Annotated in this window: 21 protein-coding genes and 2 rRNA genes (1 of these 23 only partly in view); 12 read left to right on the forward strand and 11 right to left on the reverse strand. The window is 66.9% G+C overall.

Annotated features, from left to right (window positions below; all coding sequences use genetic code 11):
* Nucleotides 1-1644, forward strand: a 23S ribosomal RNA gene (locus ACSQ89_RS06840) (it extends 1229 nt beyond the left edge of the window).
* Nucleotides 1645-1762: 118 nt separating this feature from the next.
* A 5S ribosomal RNA gene (rrf, locus tag ACSQ89_RS06845) occupies nt 1763-1875 on the forward strand.
* Here the strand turns inward: rrf and ACSQ89_RS06850 are convergent.
* The 3 genes from ACSQ89_RS06850 to ACSQ89_RS06860 are packed head-to-tail and all read right to left on the reverse strand — an operon-like array spanning nt 1870 to nt 4234.
* Nucleotides 1870-2631 carry a hypothetical protein gene (locus ACSQ89_RS06850; protein WP_436296150.1) on the reverse strand — a complete coding sequence of 254 codons (762 nt, stop codon included), beginning with the start codon at nt 2629-2631 and terminating at the stop codon, nt 1870-1872. The genes rrf and ACSQ89_RS06850 overlap by 6 nt on opposite strands.
* Nucleotides 2631-2969 (reverse strand): hypothetical protein, encoded by a 339-nt coding sequence (locus ACSQ89_RS06855; protein ID WP_436292555.1) that lies wholly within the window; start codon nt 2967-2969, stop codon nt 2631-2633. The genes ACSQ89_RS06850 and ACSQ89_RS06855 overlap by 1 nt, the downstream gene beginning before the upstream one ends.
* 59 nt (nt 2970-3028) lie before the next feature.
* Nucleotides 3029-4234 carry a Y-family DNA polymerase gene (locus tag ACSQ89_RS06860; protein ID WP_093106828.1) on the reverse strand — a complete coding sequence of 402 codons (1206 nt, stop codon included), beginning with the start codon at nt 4232-4234 and terminating at the stop codon, nt 3029-3031.
* A 101-nt stretch (nt 4235-4335) separates the two neighbouring features.
* Between ACSQ89_RS06860 and ACSQ89_RS06865 the strand changes: the two genes are divergently transcribed.
* Nucleotides 4336-4902 (forward strand): putative glycolipid-binding domain-containing protein, encoded by a 567-nt coding sequence (locus ACSQ89_RS06865; RefSeq protein ID WP_436292556.1) that lies wholly within the window; start codon nt 4336-4338, stop codon nt 4900-4902.
* A gap of 4 nt (nt 4903-4906) precedes the next feature.
* Here ACSQ89_RS06865 and ACSQ89_RS06870 read toward each other — a convergent pair whose 3' ends face one another.
* Entirely contained in the window at nt 4907-5890 is a 984-nt protein-coding gene (locus ACSQ89_RS06870; RefSeq protein ID WP_436292557.1) for a tripartite tricarboxylate transporter substrate binding protein, read from the reverse strand.
* Entirely contained in the window at nt 5887-6792 is a 906-nt protein-coding gene (locus tag ACSQ89_RS06875) for a LysR family transcriptional regulator (RefSeq protein WP_436292558.1), read from the reverse strand. The genes ACSQ89_RS06870 and ACSQ89_RS06875 overlap by 4 nt, the downstream gene beginning before the upstream one ends.
* Nucleotides 6793-6907: 115 nt before the next feature.
* Between ACSQ89_RS06875 and ACSQ89_RS06880 the strand changes: the two genes are divergently transcribed.
* Both ACSQ89_RS06880 and ACSQ89_RS06885 read left to right on the forward strand, forming a co-directional pair.
* Entirely contained in the window at nt 6908-9616 is a 2709-nt protein-coding gene (locus ACSQ89_RS06880) for a tannase/feruloyl esterase family alpha/beta hydrolase (RefSeq protein ID WP_436292559.1), read from the forward strand.
* Nucleotides 9616-10944, forward strand: coding sequence for a hypothetical protein (locus ACSQ89_RS06885; RefSeq protein WP_436292560.1), 1329 nt, complete (start codon nt 9616-9618; stop codon nt 10942-10944). Before ACSQ89_RS06880 ends, ACSQ89_RS06885 begins: the two co-directional genes overlap by 1 nt.
* A 16-nt stretch (nt 10945-10960) precedes the next feature.
* On the opposite strand, the gene ACSQ89_RS06890 is transcribed toward ACSQ89_RS06885, so the two are convergent.
* Nucleotides 10961-12118, reverse strand: coding sequence for an alpha-hydroxy acid oxidase (locus ACSQ89_RS06890; RefSeq protein ID WP_093106814.1), 1158 nt, complete (start codon nt 12116-12118; stop codon nt 10961-10963).
* A gap of 85 nt (nt 12119-12203) precedes the next feature.
* Here ACSQ89_RS06890 and ACSQ89_RS06895 point away from each other — a divergent pair, with 85 nt between their 5' ends.
* The 6 genes from ACSQ89_RS06895 (at nt 12204) to cynS (ending at nt 17725) form a co-directional block, all read left to right on the forward strand.
* The gene (locus tag ACSQ89_RS06895) at nt 12204-13379 is read left to right on the forward strand and encodes a PAS domain S-box protein (protein WP_436292561.1); all 1176 of its coding nucleotides are present in this window, start codon (nt 12204-12206) and stop codon (nt 13377-13379) included.
* Nucleotides 13376-14050, forward strand: coding sequence for a response regulator (locus ACSQ89_RS06900; protein WP_093106809.1), 675 nt, complete (start codon nt 13376-13378; stop codon nt 14048-14050). Before ACSQ89_RS06895 ends, ACSQ89_RS06900 begins: the two co-directional genes overlap by 4 nt.
* 125 nt (nt 14051-14175) lie before the next feature.
* The gene (locus tag ACSQ89_RS06905; RefSeq protein WP_436292562.1) at nt 14176-15537 is read left to right on the forward strand and encodes a CmpA/NrtA family ABC transporter substrate-binding protein; all 1362 of its coding nucleotides are present in this window, start codon (nt 14176-14178) and stop codon (nt 15535-15537) included.
* 4 nt (nt 15538-15541) lie between these two features.
* Nucleotides 15542-16402, forward strand: a complete 861-nt coding sequence (gene ntrB / locus ACSQ89_RS06910; protein WP_093106804.1) for a nitrate ABC transporter permease — start codon at nt 15542-15544, stop codon at nt 16400-16402.
* Nucleotides 16403-16424: 22 nt separating this feature from the next.
* A complete protein-coding gene (locus ACSQ89_RS06915; protein ID WP_436292563.1) occupies nt 16425-17249 on the forward strand; it encodes an ABC transporter ATP-binding protein in 825 nt (274 codons plus the stop codon).
* 32 nt (nt 17250-17281) lie between these two features.
* Nucleotides 17282-17725 carry a cyanase gene (gene cynS, locus ACSQ89_RS06920; protein ID WP_093106799.1) on the forward strand — a complete coding sequence of 148 codons (444 nt, stop codon included), beginning with the start codon at nt 17282-17284 and terminating at the stop codon, nt 17723-17725.
* A gap of 24 nt (nt 17726-17749) precedes the next feature.
* Here cynS and ACSQ89_RS06925 read toward each other — a convergent pair whose 3' ends face one another.
* The 3 genes from ACSQ89_RS06925 to ACSQ89_RS06935 all read right to left on the reverse strand — a co-directional run bounded on the left by ACSQ89_RS06925 (nt 17750) and on the right by ACSQ89_RS06935 (nt 22966).
* On the reverse strand, nt 17750-19648 hold the full coding sequence (locus ACSQ89_RS06925) for a hybrid sensor histidine kinase/response regulator (RefSeq protein WP_436292564.1): 1899 nt from the start codon (nt 19646-19648) through the stop codon (nt 17750-17752).
* Between the two features lie 193 nt (nt 19649-19841).
* A complete protein-coding gene (gene pbpC, locus ACSQ89_RS06930; protein WP_436292565.1) occupies nt 19842-22025 on the reverse strand; it encodes a penicillin-binding protein 1C in 2184 nt (727 codons plus the stop codon).
* Between the two features lie 35 nt (nt 22026-22060).
* Nucleotides 22061-22966 (reverse strand): polysaccharide deacetylase family protein, encoded by a 906-nt coding sequence (locus ACSQ89_RS06935; RefSeq protein WP_093106791.1) that lies wholly within the window; start codon nt 22964-22966, stop codon nt 22061-22063.
* 245 nt (nt 22967-23211) lie between these two features.
* Between ACSQ89_RS06935 and ACSQ89_RS06940 the strand changes: the two genes are divergently transcribed.
* The gene (locus ACSQ89_RS06940) at nt 23212-23436 is read left to right on the forward strand and encodes a hypothetical protein (protein ID WP_436292566.1); all 225 of its coding nucleotides are present in this window, start codon (nt 23212-23214) and stop codon (nt 23434-23436) included.
* 11 nt (nt 23437-23447) lie between these two features.
* Here ACSQ89_RS06940 and ACSQ89_RS06945 read toward each other — a convergent pair whose 3' ends face one another.
* Both ACSQ89_RS06945 and ACSQ89_RS06950 read right to left on the reverse strand, forming a co-directional pair.
* On the reverse strand, nt 23448-23717 hold the full coding sequence (locus ACSQ89_RS06945) for a hypothetical protein (RefSeq protein ID WP_093106785.1): 270 nt from the start codon (nt 23715-23717) through the stop codon (nt 23448-23450).
* A 32-nt stretch (nt 23718-23749) separates the two neighbouring features.
* Complete coding sequence (locus ACSQ89_RS06950) at nt 23750-24163, reverse strand: GFA family protein (protein ID WP_436292567.1); 414 nt, start codon at nt 24161-24163, stop codon at nt 23750-23752.
* Nucleotides 24164-24166: the final 3 nt, after the last annotated feature.

The following is a 24166-nucleotide window of genomic DNA, read 5'->3' on the forward strand; positions in this document are numbered from 1 at the left end:
CAGAAGTGCGAATGCTGACATGAGTAGCGTTAAAGGGGGTGAAAAGCCCCCTCGCCGTAAGCGCAAGGTTTTCTACGCAACGTTCATCGGCGTAGAGTGAGTCGGCCCCTAAGGCGAGGCAGAGATGCGTAGCTGATGGGAAACAGGTCAATATTCCTGTACCGATGTGTAGTGCGATGTGGGGACGGATCTTAATAGGTCATCCGGGTGTTGGATATCCCGGTTTAGTTGGAAGTAGGCGATGGGTAGGCAAATCCGCCCGTCATATACCGAGGCCAACGATCGAGCCAGCTTGCTGGTGAAGTGACTGAACGAGGTTCCAGGAAAAGCCACTAAGCTTCAGCTACACACGACCGTACCGCAAACCGACACTGGTGCGCGAGATGAGTATTCTAAGGCGCTTGAGAGAACTCAGGAGAAGGAACTCGGCAAATTGACACCGTAACTTCGGAAGAAGGTGTGCCCTATTAGTGTGAAGTGAACAACGGAGCATGAATGGGTTGCAAAAAATCGGTGGCTGCGACTGTTTATTAAAAACACAGCACTCTGCAAACACGAAAGTGGACGTATAGGGTGTGACGCCTGCCCGGTGCTGGAAGATTAAATGATGGGGTGCAAGCTCTTGATTGAAGTCCCAGTAAACGGCGGCCGTAACTATAACGGTCCTAAGGTAGCGAAATTCCTTGTCGGGTAAGTTCCGACCTGCACGAATGGCGTAACGATGGCCACACTGTCTCCTCCTGAGACTCAGCGAAGTTGAAATGTTTGTGATGATGCAATCTCCCCGCGGAAAGACGGAAAGACCCCATGAACCTTTACTGTAGCTTTGTATTGGACTTTGAACAGATCTGTGTAGGATAGGTGGGAGGCTTTGAAGCAGGGTCGCTAGATCTTGTGGAGCCAACGTTGAAATACCACCCTGGTGTGTTTGAGGTTCTAACCTAGGTCCATTATCTGGATCGGGGACAGTGCATGGTAGGCAGTTTGACTGGGGCGGTCTCCTCCCAAAGCGTAACGGAGGAGTTCGAAGGTACGCTAGTTACGGTCGGACATCGTGACGATAGTGCAATGGCATAAGCGTGCTTAACTGCGAGACTGACAAGTCGAGCAGATGCGAAAGCAGGACATAGTGATCCGGTGGTTCTGTATGGAAGGGCCATCGCTCAACGGATAAAAGGTACTCTGGGGATAACAGGCTGATACCGCCCAAGAGTTCATATCGACGGCGGTGTTTGGCACCTCGATGTCGGCTCATCTCATCCTGGGGCTGTAGCCGGTCCCAAGGGTATGGCTGTTCGCCATTTAAAGAGGTACGTGAGCTGGGTTTAAAACGTCGTGAGACAGTTTGGTCCCTATCTTCCGTGGGCGCTGCAGATTTGAGGAAGCCTGCTCCTAGTACGAGAGGACCGGAGTGGACACACCTCTGGTGTATCGGTTGTCACGCCAGTGGCATTGCCGAGTAGCTAAGTGTGGAAGAGATAACCGCTGAAAGCATCTAAGCGGGAAACTCGTTTCAAGATGAGATCTGCCGGGGCCTCGAGCCCCCTGAAGAGTCGTTCAAGACCAGGACGTTGATAGGTCGGGTGTGGAAGCGCAGTAATGCGTTAAGCTAACCGATACTAATTGCTCGTGCGGCTTGACCCTATAACTTTGATCTACGATCAAGGTGTTATGCCAAGTTGACGCATTCAAAACACTCAAAGCTGATTCCAAACTCTATGAATTCGTTGTATTGACCCAGTCAATACAGCAACCCTTTATGCCTGATGACCATAGCGAGGTGGTCCCACTCCTTCCCATCCCGAACAGGACAGTGAAACGCCTCAGCGCCGATGATAGTGCGGGTTCCCGTGTGAAAGTAGGTCATCGTCAGGCTCTTACAGCCCCAAAAAGCCCAACCAGAAATGGTTGGGCTTTTTGCTTTGGGGCGCCTCGCACGGCCTTCTGCTCGCGCCTGGACTCCAACCAGTGCCGATGCAGGAAAGCCAGCAGCCGCGCCTCAGCGGAGTGAAGCCGGCGCACACTTTTAGTTCTGCCGGCGATCTCCTGCCAGATGTCGTTCATGGCGCCCGCATCGCCTGCCAGTTTCGAGCCGAGTGCCAGAACGGCCGGATGCACATAGGCTTTCTTGCAGACTGCCGGCGTATTGCCGAGCTGCTTGGCCACGACGCCCAGGATCTCCTTGGCGCTGTAGCGCATGGCGGGTGACGCGTCCGCCGGATCGACGTCTGAACAAGCCAGCCGTGTCAGTTCGAGCGCCTGCACGGTGCCGTGCCAGGTCCGGAAATCCTTCGCTGTGAAATTGTCGCCGGCGGCCTCGCGCAAGTAGTCGTTGACGTCGGTCGACGAAAGGATGCGCGGCATGCCGTCCTCGTCCTGGTACTGGAACAGCTCCTGCCCCGGCAGCTGCTGGCAGCGACGGACCACCCGGGCCACCCGCGGATCGTCGAGCCTCGCCTCGTGCAGCACGCCGCTTTTTCCCCGGAAGCGCAGCTTGAGCGAGGCGCCGCGGATTTCGGCGTGCTTGTTGCGCAAGGTGGTGAGGCCATAGGAGCTGTTGCTGCTCGCATATTCCTCGTTGCCCACGCGCAGGAAGGTGGTGTCGAGCAGCCGCACCAGCGTGGCCAGCATCAGCTCGCGGTCCAGCGTCGTCCTTTCGCTGCCTGGCTGCAGGTCGCGCGCGACGCGGGCGCTTGCTGGTGCCCGTTCGGCAGCGGGCAGATCCAGACATCCGTGTATGCGGGCGGAATGGACAGCTGCCGGATGCGCGAGAGCTCGTCGACGTCGCGCAGCCACTGGCCCTTGGCGTTGCGGTAGCGAAAGCTGTTGCCGCGCTTCACCCGGCTCAGACCGAGCATCTCCGGGTTGATGTAGACCAGACCGTTGGCGCGCGCCGTGCGCGACTGTGGGATGCCGCAGGTGCCGAGGGTGCGATGCGCGCCCGCCACCGCGATCACGCTCGCGATCAAGCGCAGCCTCGCGAACTGACCTCCAGTGGCAGGGCGGCGTGCCAGTGCGTTGAAGAAGCCTAGAACAGCGAGGCGGTAGCCGCCGCCGCATCGGCCAGGCCGCGCGACCGGTTCGCCGCCCTTGGAAGCGCGTCGGCCGCAGAAGCCTCGGGACTGTTCGCCTTCACCAGCGCGCCCACGCGCACACCCAGGAGCCGCAGCGGCCGATCGAGCGGCACGCGCTTGAGGCACAGTCCGGCGGTCCGCCGGATGGTCTTCGCGTCGGCGGTGAAGTGGTCGATGGTCTGGTCGCGCGTGGCGATCTTGAAGTCGTCGTAGCGCAGCTTGATGCCGATGGTCTTGCCGACGTAGCCCTTGCGCTGCAGGTCCTCCGCGACCTTCTCGCACAGGTGCGTGAAGATCGCGCCCAGTTCGGCGCGGTCGCGCACCGCCTGCAGGTCGCGGTCGAAGGTGGTCTCGCGGCTCATCGACACCGGCTCGCTCTCGGTCACCACGGGCCGCTCGTCGCGGCCCCAGGCCACCTCGTGCATCCAAGCGCCGGTGGCCTTGCCGAAGTTCTCGACGAGCCAGTCGCGCTCCCGAGCCGCGAGTTCGCCGATGGTAAGGATGCCGAAGCGCTGGAGTTTCTCGTCGGCCTTGGGCCCGATGCCGTTGACCTTGCGGCAAGGCAGCGGCCAGATGCGCGTCTGCAGATCGCTCTCGAACACGACGGAGATGCCGTTGGGCTTGTCGAATTCGCTCGCCATCTTGGCCAGGAGCTTGTTGGGCGCGATGCCGATCGAGCAGGTGAGGCCGGTGGCATCGAAGATCGAGCGCTGGATCAGCCGCGCCAGCACGCGGCCGCCCTCGCGCTGGCCGCCCGGCACCTCCGTGAAGTCGATGTAGACCTCGTCGACGCCGCGGTCCTCCATGACCGGCGCGATCTCGGCGATCACCTGCTTGAACCTGCGCGAATACTTGCGGTACTCGTCGAAGTCGACCGGCAGGATCAGTGCCTGCGGACACAGTTTCGCCGCCTTCATGAGTCCCATTGCCGAGCCGACGCCGAACTGGCGCGCCGGGTAGGTCGCGGTCGTGATCACGCCGCGGCCGGCATAGTCCTTGAGCAGCGGAAAGGCCTCGACCGGAATGTCGGCCAGCGTGCCGCCCTCGGGCAGATTGCGGATCGCTTCGTCGACCTTGCGCCGCCCGCCGCCGATCACCACCGGCAATCCCTTGAGTTGCGGATAGCGCAGCAATTCCACCGAGGCGTAGAACGCATCCATGTCGAGGTGGGCAATGCGGCGGATCGGGGCGGCTGTCACGGTACCGATTTTGAACGCTTCGGCGCGGGTGCTGGTGCGCGAGGGGCATCGATGACATCATCATGGCCATGCAAATCGTTGCCACCATGTTCTGGCGCCGGCTCGACCTGCCCGGCCATGACGCCTGCCGTCTCGAAAAGCACGGCAACGGGTGGCAGCTCGACGGCGCCGCGGTGTTCCGCAACGAGGACGGCCGGCCCGTGCGGCTGGACTATCGCGTGCATTGCGACAACGCGTGGCATGCGCAATGGGGCCGCGTGCGCGGCTGGATCGGTTCTGCGGCCGTCGACTTCGCGATCGCGCGTGGCAGCAACGGCGAATGGTCTTTCAACGACCAGGTGGTGCCTGGTCTGGCCCATTGCACGGACCTGGATTTCGGCTTCACGCCTGCCACCAACCTCGTGCAGTTGCGACGCCTCAACCTCAAGCTCGGCGAGAGCGCCCAGGCGCCGGCGGCCTGGCTCGACCTCGATGACGACAGCCTCGGCCCGCTGATGCAGACCTACGAGCGGCGCGCAGACAGCGAATACTGGTACCAGGCGCCGCGCTTCGACTACGAGAGCATGCTGGTGGTCACGCCGGAGGGCTTCGTTTCGCAATACCCGACGCTCTGGGCCGCCGAGGACTGAAGCCTTATTCGAACAAGGCCGCGTGGCCGGCCACCAGTGCCTGGTTGCGTTGCCGGTCGAGCGCGATCTCGCGCGCGAAGGCGTCGACGCTGCCGATGGCCGGCAGGTTGTGCGCTTCTCGAAGCCGCTCGCGCAGCACGCTGCCCTCCAGCGCACGATTGATCTCGGCATTGAGCCGCCGCACCACCGCGTCCGGCGTGCGTGCCGGCGCGAAGATGCCGAACAGCGACGCCAGGTTGGCCTGTGCGAAGCCGAGCTCCGCCAGCGTCGGCACCTGCGGCAGCGCATCGAGCCGCGCCGGCGCGCCCACCGCCAGCGCCTGCAGGCGGCCGGCCTGGATGTACCGCAATTGCTGCGCGGCCACGTTGGTCGAAAGCACCTCGAACTGTCCGCTCAGCGCGTCGTTGAGCTGAGGCCCGCCGCCCTGGTAGGGGATGTGCGTGATCGTGGCGCCGCTCCTGATGCGCACCTGCACCAGCACCATGTGGCCGATGGTCGCCACGCCCGAGCTGGCCCAGCGCACGGCACCCGGCCGCGCTCGCGCGAGCGCGATCATCTCGTCGAAGTCGCGGCCGCCGAAGGCCGGTGTGCCCACCACCAGCACCGGCGTGCGCATCACGCTGGCCACCGGCGTGAACGCGCGCAGCGGGTCGTAGCGCACGCGCGCGAGCAGCGGCTGCAGGGTCAGCGGGCTGATGGCCGAGAAGGCGAGCGTGTGGCCGTCCGGCGCCGCGCGCGTCAATGCATCCATGCCGACGCTGCCGCCCGCGCCCGCGCGATGCTCGACCAGCACCGGCACGCCCAGCGACTGCGCGAGCGGCTCGGCCAGTGCGCGCGCCATGCTGTCGCTGACCCCGCCGGGCGGGTAGACGACCAGCAGGCGAACCGGCCGATCCGGCCAGGATGCGGTTGCCGCCCGTGCAGCGAAGGGCGCTGCCAGCGTGGCGAGCCCCCACCGTCCCAGCGTGCGGCGCTGCAGGTGCGTCATGCCGCGGCCAGCTCGCGCAGCAGCGCGGCGAAATGCAGGGCCGGCAGGTTGTCCTCGTCCTCGCGCGACACCAGCGTGAGCGGCGCATCGAGCCGCTCGCTGCCGGCCAGCGGGCCGTAGCGGATCGCGTGCGGATGCACGCCGCCCATCGACGCCGGCACCACCGACAGCCCGACCCCGGCGGCGACCAGGTTCAGGTTGGTCATCATGCGGTCCACCTCGGCCACCACGCGCGGGCTGAGACCCTGCGCGTTGCAAAGCGCCAGCAGGTCCGCGTACAGCCCTGGCGCACCGGGGCGCCGCACGAGGATCATGTCTTCCTCGCACAGCTGCGCGAGCGACAGGGGCGCGCCCGCCTCGCCGGCACCGGCGAAGCGATGGTCGCGCGGCATCGCCACCAGCACCGGCTCGCGCAGCAGCATCTCGAACCGGAGCCCCTTGGGCCGCGCCACCGGCACGCGCAGCAGGGCGCAATGCAATCGGCCGGCGGCCAGCGCCTCGGTCAGTTCGGCGGCATTGTTCTCGCGCAGCCGAAGCTCCACGCCGGGGTGGCTGCGGCGAAAGGCGCGCAGCGCATCGGGCATGAAGCGGTGCGCCGCCGCCGAGCTGGTGAAGCCGAACGAGAGCACGCCTTCCTGCCCCTTCGCGACGCGTGCCATGCGCTGCTTCACCGTCTCCATGTCCTGCAGCATGCGCAGGGCTTCGGCCTGGAACTGGCGGCCCGCATCGGTCAGCGCCATGCCGCGCGGATGGCGCCGGAACAGCGCCACGCCGAGCTCGCGCTCGAGCCCTTTGATCTGCTGGCTGAGCGGTGGCTGCTGGATGCCCAACTGCTCGGCCGCGCGCGTCATGTGGCCGGTCTCGGCCACGGCCGCGAAGTAGCGAAGTGCTCTTATCTCCATATTTTTTTCGTATTGAACAAGGCTTGTTATTTTATTTGACGCTAGGTCAGGCGTCGCGCATCTTCGGTGCCCCAGCCAAGAGGCCCCCATGAGGCCTCATTCCGGAGACATACCCATGCGCCTCTCGCGCTTTCGCACCTTCATCGCTTTCGGCCTCGCCTTGCTTCTTTCCGCCTGCGGCGGAGGCGGCGGCGGCAACGCCGGTTTCGCCGGCTTCTCGAATCCGCCGGCCAGCTCGCCCGGCAGCTCGGACGCCGACACCGATCCGCCCGTCACGCCGCCCGGCCCGATCACGCCGCGCGTGGCCTGCGCCTCGCTGGCCGGCATGAGCCTGGCCGCGGCGCAGATCGGCCTGGCGACAGGCGGTGCGACCGTGAATTCCGCCGTCGAGGTGGCGGCCAACGAACCCGGCAATGTGCTCGGCGCGCACTGCCGCGTGCGCGGCAGCATCCAGCCGGTCGACCCGAACGCGCCGGCGATCAACTTCGCCGTCAACCTGCCGCAGCAGTGGAACCAGAAGGTGATTCACTTCGGCGGCGGCGGCTTCAACGGCCGCCTGATCGACGGCACCGAAACCATCCGCTTCGGCCCGCCGGGCAAGCCCGCGCCGCTGGCGCTCGGTTACGCGACCTTCGGCGACGACTCCGGCCACCAGAGCAGCAGCATCACCGACGGCCGCTTCGCCGCCAACGATGAGGCGCTGGCCAACTACGGCGGCCAGTCGCTCAAGAAGACGCATGACGTCGCGCTGCTGCTGGCGCGCGCGCACTACGGCAGCGAGCCGAAGAAGGCCTACTTCCTCGGCACCTCCACCGGCGGGCGCGACGCGCTGGCTTACATCCAGCGCTGGCCCGGCGACTATGACGGTGTGATCGCCAACGAGCCGGCGCTCAACTACAGCGGCACGCGCCTGTCGAACGTGGCGGTGGGCCGCGCGCTCTATGCCAATGGCGGCGCGGGCTGGGTCAACGTCGCCAAGACCCTGCTGGTGCAGCGCACCGTGCTGCAGGCCTGCGACCGGCTCGACGGCGCGAGCGACGGCATCGTGAGCAACGTCGAGAGCTGCCGCCAGCTCAACACGCAGATCCTGGCCTCGCTGCGCTGCAGCGGCGGCACCGACAACGGCGATGGCTGCCTCTCCGACCCGCAGCTCGCGAGCATCCGCGCGATCGAGTCGCCGCTGGTCTTCACCAGCTATGCGCTCGCCAACGGCGTGCGCCGCGCCGGCGGCTACAACATCCTCGAAGGCGCGCTCGTGGCCGGGCCCTACACCACGCGCGACCTCGGATCGCGGCCCGTGCCTGCCAACCCCGCGACCTCGGCCGACGCCAACATGTACGTCACCGGCGACCAGTGGGTGAAGTTCTTCGTCACGCGCATCGAGGCTTTCGACTCGCTCGGCTTCGATCCGCTCGACCCCGGCCCCTATGCGGCGCGCGTGACCGAGGTGTCGGCGATCACCGACGCCACCAACCCGCAGCTCGGACCCTTCTTCTCGCGCGGCGGACGGCTGATCCTGCTGCACGGGCTGGCCGACGAAGTGATCAGTCCCAATTCCACCATCGACTACTACCAGCAGCTGATCACCACCGTCGGCCAGGACGCGGTGGACCGCGGCGTGCGCTTCTACACAGTGCCCGGCATGGGTCACGGCACCGGCGTCTTCATCCCGGCCTGGGACTCGCTCGCGGCGCTCGAAGGCTGGGTCGAAGGCGGCCTGGCGCCGGCCACCGGCGTGGCGATGGACAGCGTGGCCGGCAGCTTCGGCCGCACGCGGCCGCTGTGCCAGTTCCCGGCCTGGCCCAAGTACCGCGGCAGCGGCAGCCTCGATGCGGCGATTAACTACAGCTGCGTGCAGGAAGCGGGCGACCCGCTCGCCTGTCCGAATCTGCCGGCCGCGGCCACGCACTACAAGGGCGGCAACAGTTCGGGCGAGGAGCTCGACGTGCTCGTCGATCCGTCGATGATGGCCTACACGGTCACCATCGATGCCAGCCTGCAGCGCGCGGCCGGCACGCAGCGCAGCGGCACGCTGATCGCGCAGGGCAACTGCAGCTACGGCAGCACCGAGAACGGCGCGGTCTTCAGCTTCGCCGCCGGCGGCGTCCTGCAGGGGGGCGTGGCGGCGCCCGCGGGCAGCAGCTTCCTGCCGCTCGTCGCTTTCCGCAACAGCTTCGAGAACGCCGCCACGCCGACCGTGTTCAACCCGGTCGCGAACATCTTCAACGCGGTCGGCGTGCAGCAGGGCACGGGCGGCACCGCGGCCCATGCCGCGGCCGTGCGGCTGCGCAATGCGGGTACCTTCCAGTACTGCCGCGACCCGGTGACCGGCCGCTTCATGATCTACGACCCCAACTGCACCCAGACCGAGAAGGGCTACATCAGCTGGACCGCCGCGCGCGGCGCCTTCGACGTCTACACCACCTCGCCGACCGGCGGCGCCACCACCACCGGCGGCACGCTCAGCGGCTCGATGGTGATCGGCCTGGTCAACGGCGCTGCGGTGCCGCTGCACCTGGTGCGCGAGTCGACGGCCAACCAGGGCATGCGCCTGCTGGCGATCCAGCAGAGCCTGGCCCCCGGTGCGGCCGACGGCGTCTACGCCGTTGCCAGCGTGCAGGGCGAAACCCGCGAGGCCACCGTCGCAGGCAGCAGCTTCAACCTGGGCGGCGCGGCCGCCGTGCTCGGCTACGACACGCCCGTGGTCGGCGTCGTGCAGGCCGATGCCGGACGCCCCGGCAATTTCATCTTCAACCAGGGCGTCCTCGGCTTCGTGTCCACCTCGGGTTCGAACGCGGCGCTGGAACTCGGAGTGCGGCATTGATGAAGAAAAAGGAAGCGATCCTCGTCCTGCTCGTCGGCCTCGCGGCTGCATGGGCCACCCACGCGGCATCGCCGGCGCCGGCGAGCTGCCCGGCCCCGGTGCCGAGCACCGCGCGCTGCTACACCGGCCAGGACGGCGCCGGCGCCTTCTACTGGATCGCGATCCCGCGCGACTGGAACAAGGTGCTGGTCATGCATGCGCACGGCGGCCCTGAGACCGGCCCGCCGGCGCTCGAGCGCAGCCGGAAGGACCTGGAGCGCTGGGCCGTCACGGTGAATGCCGGCTATGCCTGGGCCGGCTCGACCTACCGGCGCGGCGGCTACGGCGTGACGATGGCGGCCGAGGACACCGAGCGCCTGCGCGGGCTCTTCGTTGCGCACTTCGGCGCACCGCGCCGCACGCTGCTGCACGGCCAGAGCTACGGCGGCGCCGTGGTTTCGAAGGCGGCCGAGCTCTATGCGCAGGTCGACGGCAAGCCGGGTCCCTACGACGGCGTGCTGCTGACCAACGGCGTGCTCGGCGGCGGCAACAGCGCCTATGAGTTCCGGCTCGACCTGCGCGTGGTCTACCAGTACGTCTGCCGCAACCATCCGAAACCCGAGGAGCCGCAGTACCCGCTGTGGATGGGCCTGCCGAAGGATTCGAAGCTCACGCGCGCCGAACTCGCGGAGCGCGTGAAGGCCTGCACCGGCGTGGGCATGCCGGCCGCGCAGCGCTCGCCCGAGCAGGCGGCGCGGCTGAAGACCATCCTCTCGGTGGTGAAGATTCCCGAGCGCACGCTGGTCGGCCATCTCAACTGGGCGACCTGGCTGTTCCAGGACCTGGCGCAAGATCGCCTGGGCGGCCGCAATCCCTTCGGCAATGTCGGCGTCGTCTACCAGGGCTCGGTCGACGATGCGGCGCTCAATGCCGGCGTGCTGCGCTATGCGGCCGATCCGCAGGCGCAGGGCGCGCTCGCGAGCGACAGCCGGCCCACCGGCCGCACCACCCTCCCCACGCTCACGCTGCACGCGATCCACGACCCGACCGCTTTCGTCGAACTGGAGAGTGCCTACCGCGCGATCCGCGAAAGCGCCGGCACCGACGACCGCCTGGTTCAAAGCTTCAGCGATGAATCCGAGCACAGCTATCTGAGCGAGCCCGAATACCCTGCGCTGTTCGCGGCGCTCGTGGACTGGATCGACAAGGGCGACAAGCCCACGCCGGCTTCGCTGGCGACGCGTTGCGCCGCCTTCGAGCCCACCTTCAACGACGGCGGCAAGGACCGCTGCCGCTTCAAGCCCGATTACCGCAGCCCGCCGCTCGAATCGCGCGTGCCGGTGCGCTAGGGCCTGTTAACAGGCCCTAGAACGTGCCCGGCAGCAGGATGCTCGAATCCACCTCGTCGATTTGCGTGCGGCCGCAAAACGCCATCGTGAGATCGAGCTCGCGCTGGATGATTTGCAGCGCGCGCGTCACGCCGGGCTGGCCGAAGGCACCCAGGCCGTAGAGGAAGCTGCGCCCGATCAGCGTGCCGCGGGCGCCCAGCGCGCGCGCCTTCAGCACGTCCTGGCCGCTGCGGATGCCGCCGTCCATCCAGACCTCGATCTCGGTGCCCACCGCCTCGGCGATCGCCGGCAGCGCCTCGATGGAGGAGGGCGCGCCGTCGAGCTGGCGCCCGCCGTGGTTCGAGACGATCAGCGCATCGGCGCCGCTGGAGGCCGCGAGGCGCGCATCTTCCACATCCATGACGCCCTTCAGGATCAGCTTGCCGCCCCAGAGCTTCTTGATCCACTCGACGTCGGCCCAGCTCAGCGTCGGGTCGAACTGCTCGGCCGTCCAGGACGAGAGCGACGACAGATCCTTCACACCCTTCGCATGGCCCGCGATGTTGCCGAAGGTGCGGCGCTTGGTGCCCAGCATGCCCATGCACCAGCGCGGCTTGGTCGCCAGGTCCATCAGGTTGGCGAGCGTGGGCTTGGGCGGCGCAGTGAGGCCGTTCTTGATGTCCTTGTGCCGCTGGCCGAGGATCTGCAGGTCCAGCGTGAGCTGCAGCGCCGAGACGTTGGCGGCGCGCGCGCGCTCGATCAGCCGCTCGATGAAGTCGCGGTCGCGCATCACGTAGAGCTGGAACCAGAAGGGATGCCGGTCGGTGTGCTCGGCGATGTCTTCCAGCGAGCAGATGCTCATGGTCGAGAGCGTGAACGGAATGCCGAAGGCCTTGGCCGCGCGCGCGCCGAGGATCTCGCCGTCCGCGTGCTGCATGCCGGTCAGCCCCGTGGGCGCGATGGCCACCGGCATCGCGACCTCCTGGCCGATCATGGTGCTCGTCGTCGAGCGGCCTTCCATGTTGACGGCCACGCGCTGGCGCAGCTTGATCTTCTGGAAGTCGCTTTCGTTCGCGCGGTAGGTGCCCTCGGTCCAGGAGCCGGAGTCGGCATAGTCGTAGAACATGCGCGGCACGCGCTCTTTGGCGATCACTCGCAGGTCTTCGATGCAGGTGATCCGGGAAAGGTCGGGCACGCGAGGTCTCCTTGGTCGTGAATGGCGTTGGGTGTCGATTATCGGGGTGCACCAACCCGGCACGCCTGTTGCTTGCATCTGGTGCATGGAGACACCCGTCCTGCCGACACCGGCCAGCCACCCGCTCTGGCAGCACCCGCTCGGGCTCCTGCTGGAGTCCACCGGCGAGGGCATCTTCGGCATCGACCTCGACGGCCACTGCATGTTCATCAACCGTGCCGGCGCGCAGATGCTCGGTCACGCGCAGGCCGAGGTGCTGGGCCGCAACATGCACGAGCTCACCCACCACTCGCACCCGGACGGCTCGCATTACGCCGACACCGACTGCCCGATCTTCAACGCCTTCCGCCGCGGCCTGCCCTGCCGCATCGACACCGAGGTGTTCTGGCGCGCCGACGGCAGCGCTTTCGCGGTCGAGTATTCGAGCCACCCCATCGTGGACGGCGCCCAGGTGCGCGGCGCCGTCATCACCTTCGTTGACATCACCGAGCGCCGCCGCGCGGCCGAGGCGCTGCAGCAGGCCAAGGACGAGCTGGGCCTGCGCGTCGACGAGCGCACGCGCGAGTTGAGCGACGCGCTGGCCAAGCTGCGCGAGCTCTCGGCCTGGCTCGACAAGGTGCGCGAGGACGAGCGCACGCGCATCGCGCGCGAGGTGCACGACGAACTCGGCAGCCTGCTGGTGGCGCTCAAGATGGACGTCAACTGGATCGGCAAGCGTCTCGGCGAACAGCAGGAGCGCAGCCCGGCAGCCGCCGAAGACATGCGCACGCTCATGCGCGGCAAGTGCCAGAACATGAGCGGGCTGATCGAGCGCGCGGTCGACAACGTCGGCCGCATCATCACCGACTTGAGGCCCAGCATCCTCGATCACCAAGGCCTGTGGGCCGCGCTCGAATGGCAGGCGCACGAGTTCGTGCAGTCGGCCGAGCTCGAATTGGCCTGGCACATGGAGGTGCAGCCCGGCATCGAGCTGCCCGAACCGGCGGCGATCGCGGTGTTCCGCATCTTCCAGGAGATGCTCAGCAACGTCGGCCGCCATGCGAAAGCCTCGCGGCTCGACATCCGCATCGAGGCCGATGCGTCGTTGCTGCGCATCGCCGTGCGCGACAACGGCATCGGCGCTCCGGCCCATGTCTTCGAAGCTGCCACCGCCTACGGCGTGCTCGGCATGCGCGAGCGCGCACGCCACTTCGGCGGGCGCATCGAGATCGAGAGCGAGCCCGGCGCCGGCAGCGTGTTCCAGCTGGAGATGCCGCTGTGACGAAGCCAAAAGACATCCGCGTGCTGATCGGCGACGACCACCGCATCGTGCGCGAAGGCCTGAAGCAGGTGCTGGGCGACCTGTCGAACGGCGTGCCCGAGATGCTGGTCGTGGCCGAGGCGCAGACCGGCCCCGAGGTGCTGGAGAGCGTGGCCGCGCTCGGCGGCACGCAGGGCCTGGACGTGGTGCTGCTCGACATCGCGCTGCCGGCGCGCGACGGCCTCGACGTGCTGCAGGCGCTGCGCAAACAGTGGCCCGCGCTGCCGGTGCTGATGCTCAGCACCTACCCCGAGAAGCAGTACGCCGTGCGCTGCATCAAGCTGGGCGCGGCCGGCTACCTCAACAAGAGCGCCGATCCGGACGACATGGTCGGCGCGGTGCGCAAGGTGGCGGCCGGCGGCAGGTATGTGTCGGCCGCCACGGCCGAGGCGCTGGCGGCCGCCGTCGGCAATGCATCGGCGCTGGGCGCCGAGGCGCTCTCGCACCGCGAGCACCAGGTGTTCCGCCTGCTCACGGCCGGGCAGACCGTGAGCGAAATCGGTGCGCAGCTCGGCCTGGCGCCCAACACGGTCAGCACCTACCGTGCGCGCATCCTCGAAAAGACCGGTACCAAGAACGACGTCGAGCTCGCCTTATATGCCGAACGGCACGCCAAGCCGACATCCATGTAGTGCTGGCCCTACACGGCGTCGACCGGCCTCTCGCGATTTCGCGTGAAGAGGCGTGAAGAGGCCGCGCAGGTGCGCAACCGGCCCGGCCCTTGCATCGCTGCTGCATCTTTTCAACGAGGTGCACCATGTCCCTACTGCCTGACGCCAATGCCTGCGACCCTTACGACGCCGACCGGCCTTTGGTGATGCGCTGCGCGTGCGGGCGCGACCATGCGCCCGGCGAGCACGTGGGCGCCATCGAAGACTCGAACGCCAAGCTCGAGGCCAGCCTCATGAAGGCGTTGTTCCCGGTCGACAGCGTGCGCCGCAACTTCCTGCGCGCGGTGGGCGCCAGCACCGCGCGCGCCGCGATCATGTCGGTGCTGCCGCTGGGCGCGCTGCAGGCCATGGCGCAGGAGAAAGGCCCGCTCGAGAAGAAGGATCTGAAGATCGGCTTCATCCCGATCACCTGTGCCACGCCGCTGATCATGGCGCACCCGCTGGGCTTCTATCAGAAGCAGGGACTCAACGTCGAAGTGGTCAAGACGGCGGGCTGGGCGCTGATCCGCGACAAGATGCTCAACAAGGAATACGACGCCACGCACTTCCTGTCGCCGATGCCTCTCGCGATCTCGATGGGCGCCGGCTCCAACGCGGTGCCGATGAACGTGGCGACGATCCAGAACACCAACGGCCAAGCCATCACGCTGGCCAACAAGCACAAGGACAAGCGCGACCCGAAGATGTGGAAGGGCTTCAAGTTCGCGGTGCCCTTCGAGTACAGCATGCACAACTTCCTGCTGCGCTACTACGTGGCGGAAGCGGGCCTCAACCCCGACACCGACATCCAGATCCGCGTGGTGCCGCCGCCCGAGATGGTGGCCAACCTGCGCGCCGGCAACATCGACGGCTATCTCGGCCCCGACCCCTTCAACCAGCGCGCCGTGTTCGAGGAAATCGGCTTCCTGCACATCCTCACCAAGGACCTGTGGGCCGGCCATCCTTGCTGCGCCTTCGGCAGCTCGACCGAGTTCATCCAGAAGAACCCCAACACCTTCGCCGCGCTCTACCGCTCGGTGCTCACGGCTTCGGCGATGGCGCGCGATCCGAAGAACCGCGAACTCATCGCCAAGGTGATCGCGCCGGCGCAGTACCTCAACCAGCCCGAGACCGTGCTCACGCAGGTGCTCACCGGCCGCTTCGCCGACGGCCTGGGCAACATCAGGACAGTGCCCGATCGCGCTGACTTCGATCCGATCCCGTGGCAGTCGATGGCGGTGTGGATGCTCACGCAGATGAAGCGCTGGGGCTATGTGAAGGGCGAGGTCAACTACAGGCAGATCGCCGAGAAGGTGTTCCTGCTGACGGATGCCAAGAAGCACATGAAGGAACTGGGCCAGACGCCGCCCGAAGGCGCTTATCCCAAGTTCACGATCATGGGCAAGGTGTTCGACCCCGCGAAGCCGAAGGACTACGTCAAGAGCTTCGCGATCAGCAAGATGGCCTGACGCCATGCACAAGGTCATGAACCTCAAGGCGGCGCTGCTCTCGGTCTTGCTCTTCGCCGCGTTCCTCTCGGTATGGCAGGTGGCGACGATGTCCGCAGGCGGCGCTGCCTCGCAGGCCGGCATGTCGGCCGAGCAGATCGAGTACCAGAAGATGCTCGGCAAGGATCCGGGCCAGGTGAAGTCGGCGGGCTTCCCGACGCCGGGCGAGATGGGTGCCACCGCGTGGAAGCACCTGTCGAATCCCTTCTACGACAACGGCCCCAACGACAAGGGCATCGCGATCCAGCTCGCCTGGTCGCTGGGCCGCGTGGGGCTGGGCTTTCTGCTGGCTTGCCTGGTCGCGGTGCCGCTGGGCTTCGTGATCGGCATGTCGCCCTTGCTGCAGAAGGCCTTCGATCCCTTCATCCAGGTGCTGAAGCCGATCTCGCCGCTCGCATGGATGCCGCTCGCGCTCTACACCATCAAGGACTCGTCGGTGAGCGGCATCTTCGTGATCTTCATCTGCTCGGTCTGGCCGATGCTGCTCAACACCGCCTTCGGCGTGGCCTCGGTCAAGCGCGAGTGGCTCAACGTCGCGAGCACGCTGGAAGTGAAGCCGCTGCGCCGCGCCTTCCGCGTGATCCTGCCCGCGGCCGCGCCGACCATCCTCACCGGCATGCGCATCAGCATGGGCATCGCCTGGCTGGTGATCGTGGCGGCCGAGATGCTGGTCGGCGGCACCGGCATCGGCTACTTCGTGTGGAACGAGTGGAACAACCTCTCGCTCACCAACGTGATCTTCGCGATCCTGGTGATCGGTGTCGTCGGCATGCTGCTGGACCTGGCGTTCGCCGGCCTGCAGAAGAAAGTCACTTATGTGGAGTGATCGCTCTTTCCAGGCCCTCGCCATGACAACCAACGCTGCTGCGGCTCGCCCCGGCGCCGGCTTTCTGCGCATCGAATCGCTTTCGAAGTCCTTCGTGCCCGGCAAGCCGGTGTTCGCCGACGTGTCCTTCACGCTCGACCGCGGCGAGTTCGTCTGCATCATCGGCCACTCGGGCTGCGGCAAGACCACCATCCTCAACGTGCTCGCGGGCCTCGACACTGCGTCGGGCGGCCACGTGTTCATGGACGGCCGCGAGGTGGCCGGGCCGAGCCTGGAGCGCGGCGTGGTGTTCCAGAGCCATGCGCTGATGCCCTGGCTCACGGTGCGCAAGAACATCGCCTTCGCAGTGCAGTCGCGCTGGCCCGACTGGTCGGCCGCGCAGGTCGACGAGCAGGTGCGCAAGTTCGTCGCGCTGGTCGGCCTCGACGGCGCGATCGACAAGAAACCCTCGCAGCTCTCGGGCGGCATGAAGCAGCGCGTGGGCATCGCACGCGCCTTCTCGATCCAGCCCAAGATGCTGCTGCTCGACGAACCCTTCGGCGCGCTCGACGCGTTGACGCGCGGCTCGATCCAGGACGAGCTGATGAGCATCGTGCGGCAGACGCAGCAGACCGTCTTCATGATCACGCACGACGTCGACGAGGCCATTCTTCTCGCCGACCGCATCCTGCTGATGAGCAACGGCACGGAAACGGCCGGTGGCTATAGACCCGGCAACATCGCCGAGACCGTGGTCAACCCGCTGCCGCGCGGGCGCACGCGCGCGGGGCTGCATCACCTTGACGGCTACTACGCGCTGCGCAACCACATCGTCGACTTTCTCGTCACGCGGGCCAAGGCCTCGTGAGCCCTTTACCCATTTCAATCAGGAGCATCCGCATGAACCGCAACGACATCACCGAAAAGATCATCACCGTCAAGGTGGCCAAAGGCATCCAGTGGGCCGACGTGGCCAAGAAGGTCGGCCTCTCGAAGGAATGGACGACGGCCGCCTGCCTGGGCCAGATGACGCTCGACGACAAGCAGGCCAAGATCGTCGGCAAGATCTTCGGCCTCACGCCCGAGGAGCAGAAGTGGCTGCAGGTCGTGCCCTACAAGGGCTCGCTGCCGACGCCGGTGCCCGCCGATCCGCTGATCTACCGCTGGTACGAAGTCGTGAGCGTGTACGGCAGCACGATCAAGGAACTGATCCACGAAGAGTTCGGCGACGGCATCATGAGCGCGATCGACTTCAGCATGGACATCCAGCGCCAGGCCGATCCGAAGGGGGATCGGGTGAATGTGGTGTTGTCGGGGAAGTTCCTGCCGTACAAGACCTACTGACGATCGGCGTCGAGGCGCAAGGCGTCAGGGCTTGTCGAGCAGGCGTCCGAGCAGACTTTCCAGTTGCCGAACGTCTATGGGTTTGGTGAGGTGGGCATAGAAGCCGGCGTCGAAACTGGTATCCCGGTCCGACGCTTGTCCATACCCGGTGACCGCGATCAAGGCCGGAGGATTGGCGACCTCGCGGCGAACCCTTTGGGCCACCTCCACGCCGCTGAGGCCCGGCAAGCCGATGTCCATCAGCACCAGGTCGGGTTGCTCGTTCTTGATCGCCTCCAGCGCCGCATACCCGTCGAAGGCGGTGCTGGTGACGTAGCCCAGGTTGTCGACCAGGACGGACATCGTCTCCGCCGCATCCATGTTGTCGTCGACGATGAGAACCCGCTTGCCGGCTTCCGGCCCATCGGCCCTGCGCATCTCCAGAGGCGCCGCGATGGTCGGCAGATGGATGACGAATTCGCTTCCCTGGCCCGGCACGCCCTTGCTGAAAGCGCTGATCTCGCCGCCATGGAGCGTCACGAGCTGCTGCACGAGCGTGAGCCCCAGGCCCAGCCCTCCCTGCGAGCGGGAAACGTCCTGATCGCCCTGGGCGAACATCATGAAGATTCGAGGCAGATGCTGGGGCGGAATGCCGGGCCCGTCGTCGCTCACGCTGATCTCCGCATCGCTGCCCGCCGCTTGCAGGCGGACCTTGATGTGCCCGCCGCCCGGCGTGAACTTGACGGCGTTGTTCAGCAGATTGCAGACCACCTGGATCATGCGGGCACGGTCGCCGCTGATCCATAGGTCCTTGGCGGGCGTGTCGAGCGCAAGCGTATGCCGTTTGGTGTCGGCCATCGGCTTCACGGTCTCGACGGCTTCCGCGATCACCTCGGAGAGCTTCACCGGCTTGGCTTCGAGGTGAATCTTGCCGCTCGTGATCCGGCCGACATCGAGCAGGTCGTCGACGAGCCGCGTGATCTGCTTGAGTTGACGCGAGATGATGCCGGACATTCTCTTCAGCGTCCCGCCCTCCGCGTTCGGATGTTCGACGATCGCCAGCGCGTTGGCGATCGGTGCGAGCGGGTTGCGCAGTTCATGCCCCAGCATCGCCAGGAAGGTCGTGATCCGCCGTCCTTCGTCCTCGAGAATGGACGCACGCCGGCGCTCGGTCAAGTCGCGCGTGACCTTGGCGAATCCCCGGTGGCGACCGGTCGCGTCGAAGAGCGCGGTGATCACGACGCTGGCCCAGAACCGGCTGCCGTCCTTTCTCACGCGCCAACCTTCGTCCTCGTATCGTCCGACCTCGCGCGCTATTTCGAGCTCCTTGTCGGGGAAGCCCGTCGCGGCCACCTCGGGCGGATAGAAGACCGAGAAATGCCGGCCGATGATTTCCCCGGCTTCGTATCCCTTGTTGGCCTTCGCCCCGGTGTTCCAGCTGACGACGTAGCCGCCGGGATCGAGCATGAAGATCGCGTAGTCCTTGACGCCGTCCACCATCAGCCGGAAGCGCTCTTCGCTGGTGCGAAGCAGGTCTTGCTGTCTTTGGCGTTCTGTCAGATCCCGGGTGATCTTCGAAAAACCGCGCAGCGACCCGTCCGGTCCGGTCAGCCGGGTGATGACGATGCTGGCCCAGAAGCGCGTCCCGTCCTTGCGCAGCCGCCAGCCCTCGTCCTCGAACGTCCCCACCTCGGCCGCGACCTTGAGCTCGTGCTGGGGCCACTCCTTCTCCAGCAGCTCCGGGGGATAGAACATCGAGAAATGGCGCCCGATCACCTCTTCGGCCTGGTAGCCCTTGAGCTGTTTCGCCCCGGTGTTCCAGCTGAGAACGATGCCGCCGGGGTCGAGAAAGAAGATCGCGTAGTCCGCGATCGTATCCACCATGAGGCGGTAGTCAGCGTCCGTGACGACGCCCAGGTCGAGGGGTCTGCTGACGTCAGCCATTGTTCTGGTCTCGATTGAAGGCGACAAGGCAGGCATATGGCCGTTTTCGGCGGGAGAAAGTCGTGTCGGCGCGACTTTCGTATGGATCGTCCGACGCGAGGGTGCGCAAATGCCCCAAGCCGGCGTAGGACACGCGGTTCAGGGTTTTGGCGCACACCGGTGTCCTGAGCGCCCTCAGGATCAGCTTGCCGCCCTAGCGCTTGGCGTTGGCCACGACGCCGGCGCCGCGCACCTCGAGCTTGACCTGGTCGAGCACCTGGCCGCGCGCATCCACAAGCTCCACCACGTGCCGGCCCGGCCAGGGCAGCCACTGTGCGCTGCTGCCGCGCGCGAAGAGCTTGCCGTCGATGCGCCACTGCAGGCCACGGCCTTCGGCTTCGAAGCGCACGCGCTGGTGACGCGGCGGGATGTCGGGGTCGAGCGCGATGATGGTGCCGTCCGAAGGCGCGGTGATGCGCGGCGCCGACTCGGCCGCGGCGCCGGGGATGGCGAACAGCGGCTGCTCGGTGCCCGCAATGAACCATTCGTCGCGCGCCGCTTCGAGCTCGTCGCCGAAGCGCACGCGCGAGCGCACCAGGCCGGGCGGCGGCGCGGGCGTGCGGCTGGCTTCGTTGCGATGCAGAAAGCCCATCAGCTCGGCCCACACGGGCGCCGCGCCGCTGGTGCCGCTCACATCCCACATCGGCGCGCCGCTCGCATTGCCGACCCACACGCCGACCGTGTAGCGCTCGGACCAGCCGATGGCCCAGTTGTCGCGCATGTCCTTGCTGGTGCCGGTCTTCACCGCGCTCCAGAAGCGCGTGCCGAGCACGCTGTCGAGGCCGAAGGTGCGGGCGCGCGCATTGGCGTCGCTGAGGATGTCGCCCACGATGAACGCAGCACGCGGATCGATCGCAGGGCTGTCGCTCCTTCCCCCTCTGGGGGAAGGCGGGGATGGGGGCACGCGCGCCATCAAGAACCGCGTCTCCCCAACCCTCCCCCCATTCGCCAGCGTCCGATACGCATTCGTCAACCCCAGCAGCGACACCTCCGCACTCCCCAGCGCCAGGCTGTAGCCGTAGTAGTCCCCGTTCTGCGCCAGCGGCAAGCCCACCGCGCGCAGCTGGCGCGCAAAGGAGGCCGGCGACACCATCACCAGCGTGCGCACGGCCGGCACGTTGAGCGAGGCCGCCAGCGCGGTGCGCACCGACACATGGCCCTTGAACTGGCGGTCGTAGTTCTGCGGGATATACAGCCCGCTCGCGGTGCTGATCTGCGCCGAGGAGTCGTCGAGCAGCGAGGCCGCCGTGAGCCGCCGTTCGGCAATGGCCTGCGCATAGAGCAGCGGCTTGAGCGTGGAGCCCGGCTGGCGCTGCGCGAGCACGCCGTCGACTTCGGCCGCGCGGCTCAGCTCGCCCGAGGAGCCGACCCAGGCCAGCACCTCGCCGCTCGCGTTGTCGAGCACCACCAGCGCGCCGTCCTCGACATTGCGGCCGCGCAGCTCGCGCAGGTGGCGTTGCAGCGTGGTAAGTGCAAAGCGCTGCAAGGGCGCGCGCAGCGTCGTGCGGATCCCGTCTTGCTCCCTCTCCCTCTGGGAGAGGGTTGGGGTGAGGGCGCGGCGCGCCAGATGCGGTGCGATTCCTTCGCTCGCCTCGAAGGCCTTGCGCTGCAAAGCCGCACTCGCAAACATATCCAGCGCCTCGCAATCCACCTTGGTGCCCGCTTCCATCGCCCGCAACACCTCGCAGGCGCGCTGCGCCACCAGCGCCGGCTTCGCATTGGGTGCGCGCACCAGCGCCGCCGCCACCGCCGCCTCGCGCGCGTCGAGCCCGTGCGGCGCCTTGCCGAACAGCGTGCGCGAGAGGGCATCGATGCCGACGATCTCGCCGCGGAAGGGCACGCTGTTGAGGTAGGCCTCGAGGATCTGGTCCTTGCGCCAGTTGCGCTCCAGCTGCTGCGCCGCCACGGTCTGCCCGAGCTTCTGCGTGAGATTGCGCCCGCCGCTGCCGCGCCGCAGATCGTCGTCGAGCAGGCCCGCGAGCTGCATCGTGATGGTCGATGCGCCACGCGTGCGCGTGTTCCACGCATTGCCCCAGGCCGCGGCCGAGATCGCGCGCCAGTCGACGCCGCTGTGCGCGTAGAAGCGCTTGTCCTCGCTCAGCACCATGGCCGTGCGCAGGGCCGGCGACACCTCGGCCAGCGCGATCCACTGGCCGCGGCGCACCTGCGGGTCGGTGCGCACGCGCTGCAGCAGCTCGCCGTTGCGGTCGAGCACCCGCGTGTCCGAGGGGCGGAACTCGCGCCGCACTTCGTCGAAGCTGGCAAATGCCTGCGCCTCGCCGGCGAGGACGGCAAGCAGTGTTGTCAGCGCCAGCAGGGCGGCTCGGGTGCGTGGCATGGGGCCGCTAGCTTGCCACAGCCAGCCACCGCGTCCTAGCCGGCGGCCACCTGCTGCACGTGCGTGCAGATTGCGCCTGGCGTGGTGAACCAGACCTCGCCCCGGTCGCGCATGCGCGCCAGGTGCGACAGCGCGCGGCGCAGGTGCCGCAGCCGGTAGGGCTGCCCGACGATGTAGGGGTGCAGCGCGACGCCCATCACCAGCGGCTGGCGGCGCGACTGTTCGAGCATCTCGTCGGCGTTGTCGATGATCATCTGCGCGAAGTCCTTGGCGTCCATCTGGCGCGCGACGATCATCGGGATGTCGTTGAGCTCCTGCGGGTAGGGCACCGACCACAGCGTGCGGCCGCTGCGCGTGCGCATGGGCACCGGCTGGTCGTCGTGGCACCAGTTGAGCGTGTAGCCGTAGCCGGCCTCGGCGAGCAGGTCGGGCGTGAGTCGGCTTTCCGAAATCCACGGCGAAAGCCAGCCCACCGGCGCCCGGTCGCTTTCCTCGCGCATGCGTGCGCGGCACTGCGCGAGCAGGGCGGCTTCGGCGCTTTCATCCATGTCAGCCTGGCGCTCGGAATTGGTATGACCGTGGCCGATGAGCTCGTCGCCGCGCGCGACCGAGGCCGCCACGAGTTCGGGACAGTGGTCATAGAGAGCGGTGTTCAGCAGCGTGCTCGATGCGAGGCCCAGGCTGTCGAAGAGTTCGAGGCAGCGCCACGCGCCCACGCGGTTGCCGTATTCGCGCCACGCGTAGTTGAGCACGTCGGGATGCGGCGCCGCAGGACCGATGCAGGCCCCCATGCCTTCGCCGAAGGCGAAGTGCTCGAGGTTGAAGCCGATATAGACCGCGAGCCGCGCGCCATTCGGCCACGCATGATCGACACGGCGCGTGATGGGCTGGTAGTCGAAGCGGCCGTGCGCGGGCAGCGGGCCGGGGTAGCGGGTGTTCATCGATGCCTCCGGGTTGCTTTTCGAAGCGCCGCAAGTTGCATGCCGATGCATGAAAGCGGTCTGGGCCTACTCGCGAACAGGTGCCCGCGCCGGTTGCGGCAGCGCGGCGTACTGAGCATCTTGGATGGGCACATCCGGTAACCAGCTTCACGCAAAGGCGAAGGGCGGATACCGGCCGGACACCGGCGCAGCCGATGATGGCTTCGTCGGGGCTACCCGATTGACCGAAACTCAAGGAGAACCAGATGAAAACACTGCTCGCACTGCTCGTTGCATCCGCCACCCTGGCCGGCTGCGTGGCCGTCCCCTACGACAGCGGCCGCCCGCCGCCGCGCTATCACGGCGCGCCGGGACAGGGCTATGGCGACAGGGACCGCGACGGCATACCCAACCGCTACGACCGCGATCGCGATGGAGACGGTGTGCCGAATCGCTACGACAGCCGGCCGGGGAATCCGTACCGCTATTGATCGATCGTCGATCAAGACCTCAGCAGGCTGTGAAGCTCCTGGATTGAACGCTTGGGGTGAATTCCAGGCGGCAGGTGAGGGGCGACTTGCTTCGCGAAGAACTGATCCGCCTCCGCTTTCGATTGCCACACTTCAATGATGCGCCAGCCCCCTTCGATGGGATGCGCGGTGTGAAGCACGAACCCCGGCGCCTGCTTGAGACCGTCGGAGAGTGCGCTGAACATGCCTTCGTAACCCTGCCGGGTTTGGCCTTGGACTTCTGCGGTAACCAGGACTGTCATGATTGCTCTCCTTCTTGACGCAGGGATACTGCCTACTCCGTGGGCGGAAACTCCGGGTAGCGAGGCAGGGGGTCGGCGAAGTGCACCCAGGGCAGGCGCTTCGACTCCCAGTAGTGGAGCGTGGGCGGCACCCGGCCGGGGTCGTCCAGGCTCCCGATCGTGATGTCGATGAGCCCCGGAATGTAGTCCGCGGTGAAGCTGATCTGCGTGCCGCAGCGCGCGCAGAAGCCGCGGCGCGCACCCGGCGACGACTCGTAGAGGGCCGGCCCGTTGTCGGGAAAAACCACCTGCGATTCCTGGTACATCGCCCAGGCCACGGCCGGCGCCGCGTTCGCGCGCCGGCACATCGAGCAATGGCACAGCGCCGCCATCACCGGATCGCCCGTGATGCGGTAGCGAACCGAGCCGCATTGGCAGCCGCCTTCGAGAACAGAGGGGTTTGGCACGAA

The organism is Variovorax sp. LjRoot175 (genome assembly GCF_964253805.1).
Classification (GTDB): Bacteria; Pseudomonadota; Gammaproteobacteria; order Burkholderiales; family Burkholderiaceae_C; genus Variovorax.

Excerpts from the sequence above, each read along its gene's own strand:
- ntrB (WP_093106804.1), top strand. The coding sequence starts at position 15,542 with ATGCACAAGGTCATGAACCTCAAGGCGGCGCTGCTCTCGGTCTTGCTC.
- ACSQ89_RS06880 (WP_436292559.1), top strand. The coding sequence starts at position 6,908 with ATGCGCCTCTCGCGCTTTCGCACCTTCATCGCTTTCGGCCTCGCCTTG.
- pbpC (WP_436292565.1), bottom strand. The coding sequence starts at position 22,025 with ATGCCACGCACCCGAGCCGCCCTGCTGGCGCTGACAACACTGCTTGCC.
- ACSQ89_RS06935 (WP_093106791.1), bottom strand. The coding sequence starts at position 22,966 with ATGAACACCCGCTACCCCGGCCCGCTGCCCGCGCACGGCCGCTTCGAC.
- ACSQ89_RS06865 (WP_436292556.1), top strand. The coding sequence starts at position 4,336 with ATGGCCATGCAAATCGTTGCCACCATGTTCTGGCGCCGGCTCGACCTG.
- ACSQ89_RS06885 (WP_436292560.1), top strand. The coding sequence starts at position 9,616 with ATGAAGAAAAAGGAAGCGATCCTCGTCCTGCTCGTCGGCCTCGCGGCT.
- cynS (WP_093106799.1), top strand. The coding sequence starts at position 17,282 with ATGAACCGCAACGACATCACCGAAAAGATCATCACCGTCAAGGTGGCC.
- ACSQ89_RS06945 (WP_093106785.1), bottom strand. The coding sequence starts at position 23,717 with ATGACAGTCCTGGTTACCGCAGAAGTCCAAGGCCAAACCCGGCAGGGT.
- ACSQ89_RS06850 (WP_436296150.1), bottom strand. The coding sequence starts at position 2,631 with ATGCTGGCCACGCTGGTGCGGCTGCTCGACACCACCTTCCTGCGCGTG.
- ACSQ89_RS06860 (WP_093106828.1), bottom strand. The coding sequence starts at position 4,234 with ATGGATGCGTTCTACGCCTCGGTGGAATTGCTGCGCTATCCGCAACTC.
- ACSQ89_RS06925 (WP_436292564.1), bottom strand. The coding sequence starts at position 19,648 with ATGGCTGACGTCAGCAGACCCCTCGACCTGGGCGTCGTCACGGACGCT.
- ACSQ89_RS06905 (WP_436292562.1), top strand. The coding sequence starts at position 14,176 with ATGTCCCTACTGCCTGACGCCAATGCCTGCGACCCTTACGACGCCGAC.
- ACSQ89_RS06915 (WP_436292563.1), top strand. The coding sequence starts at position 16,425 with ATGACAACCAACGCTGCTGCGGCTCGCCCCGGCGCCGGCTTTCTGCGC.
- ACSQ89_RS06870 (WP_436292557.1), bottom strand. The coding sequence starts at position 5,890 with ATGACGCACCTGCAGCGCCGCACGCTGGGACGGTGGGGGCTCGCCACG.
- ACSQ89_RS06875 (WP_436292558.1), bottom strand. The coding sequence starts at position 6,792 with ATGGAGATAAGAGCACTTCGCTACTTCGCGGCCGTGGCCGAGACCGGC.
- ACSQ89_RS06940 (WP_436292566.1), top strand. The coding sequence starts at position 23,212 with ATGAAAACACTGCTCGCACTGCTCGTTGCATCCGCCACCCTGGCCGGC.
- ACSQ89_RS06895 (WP_436292561.1), top strand. The coding sequence starts at position 12,204 with ATGGAGACACCCGTCCTGCCGACACCGGCCAGCCACCCGCTCTGGCAG.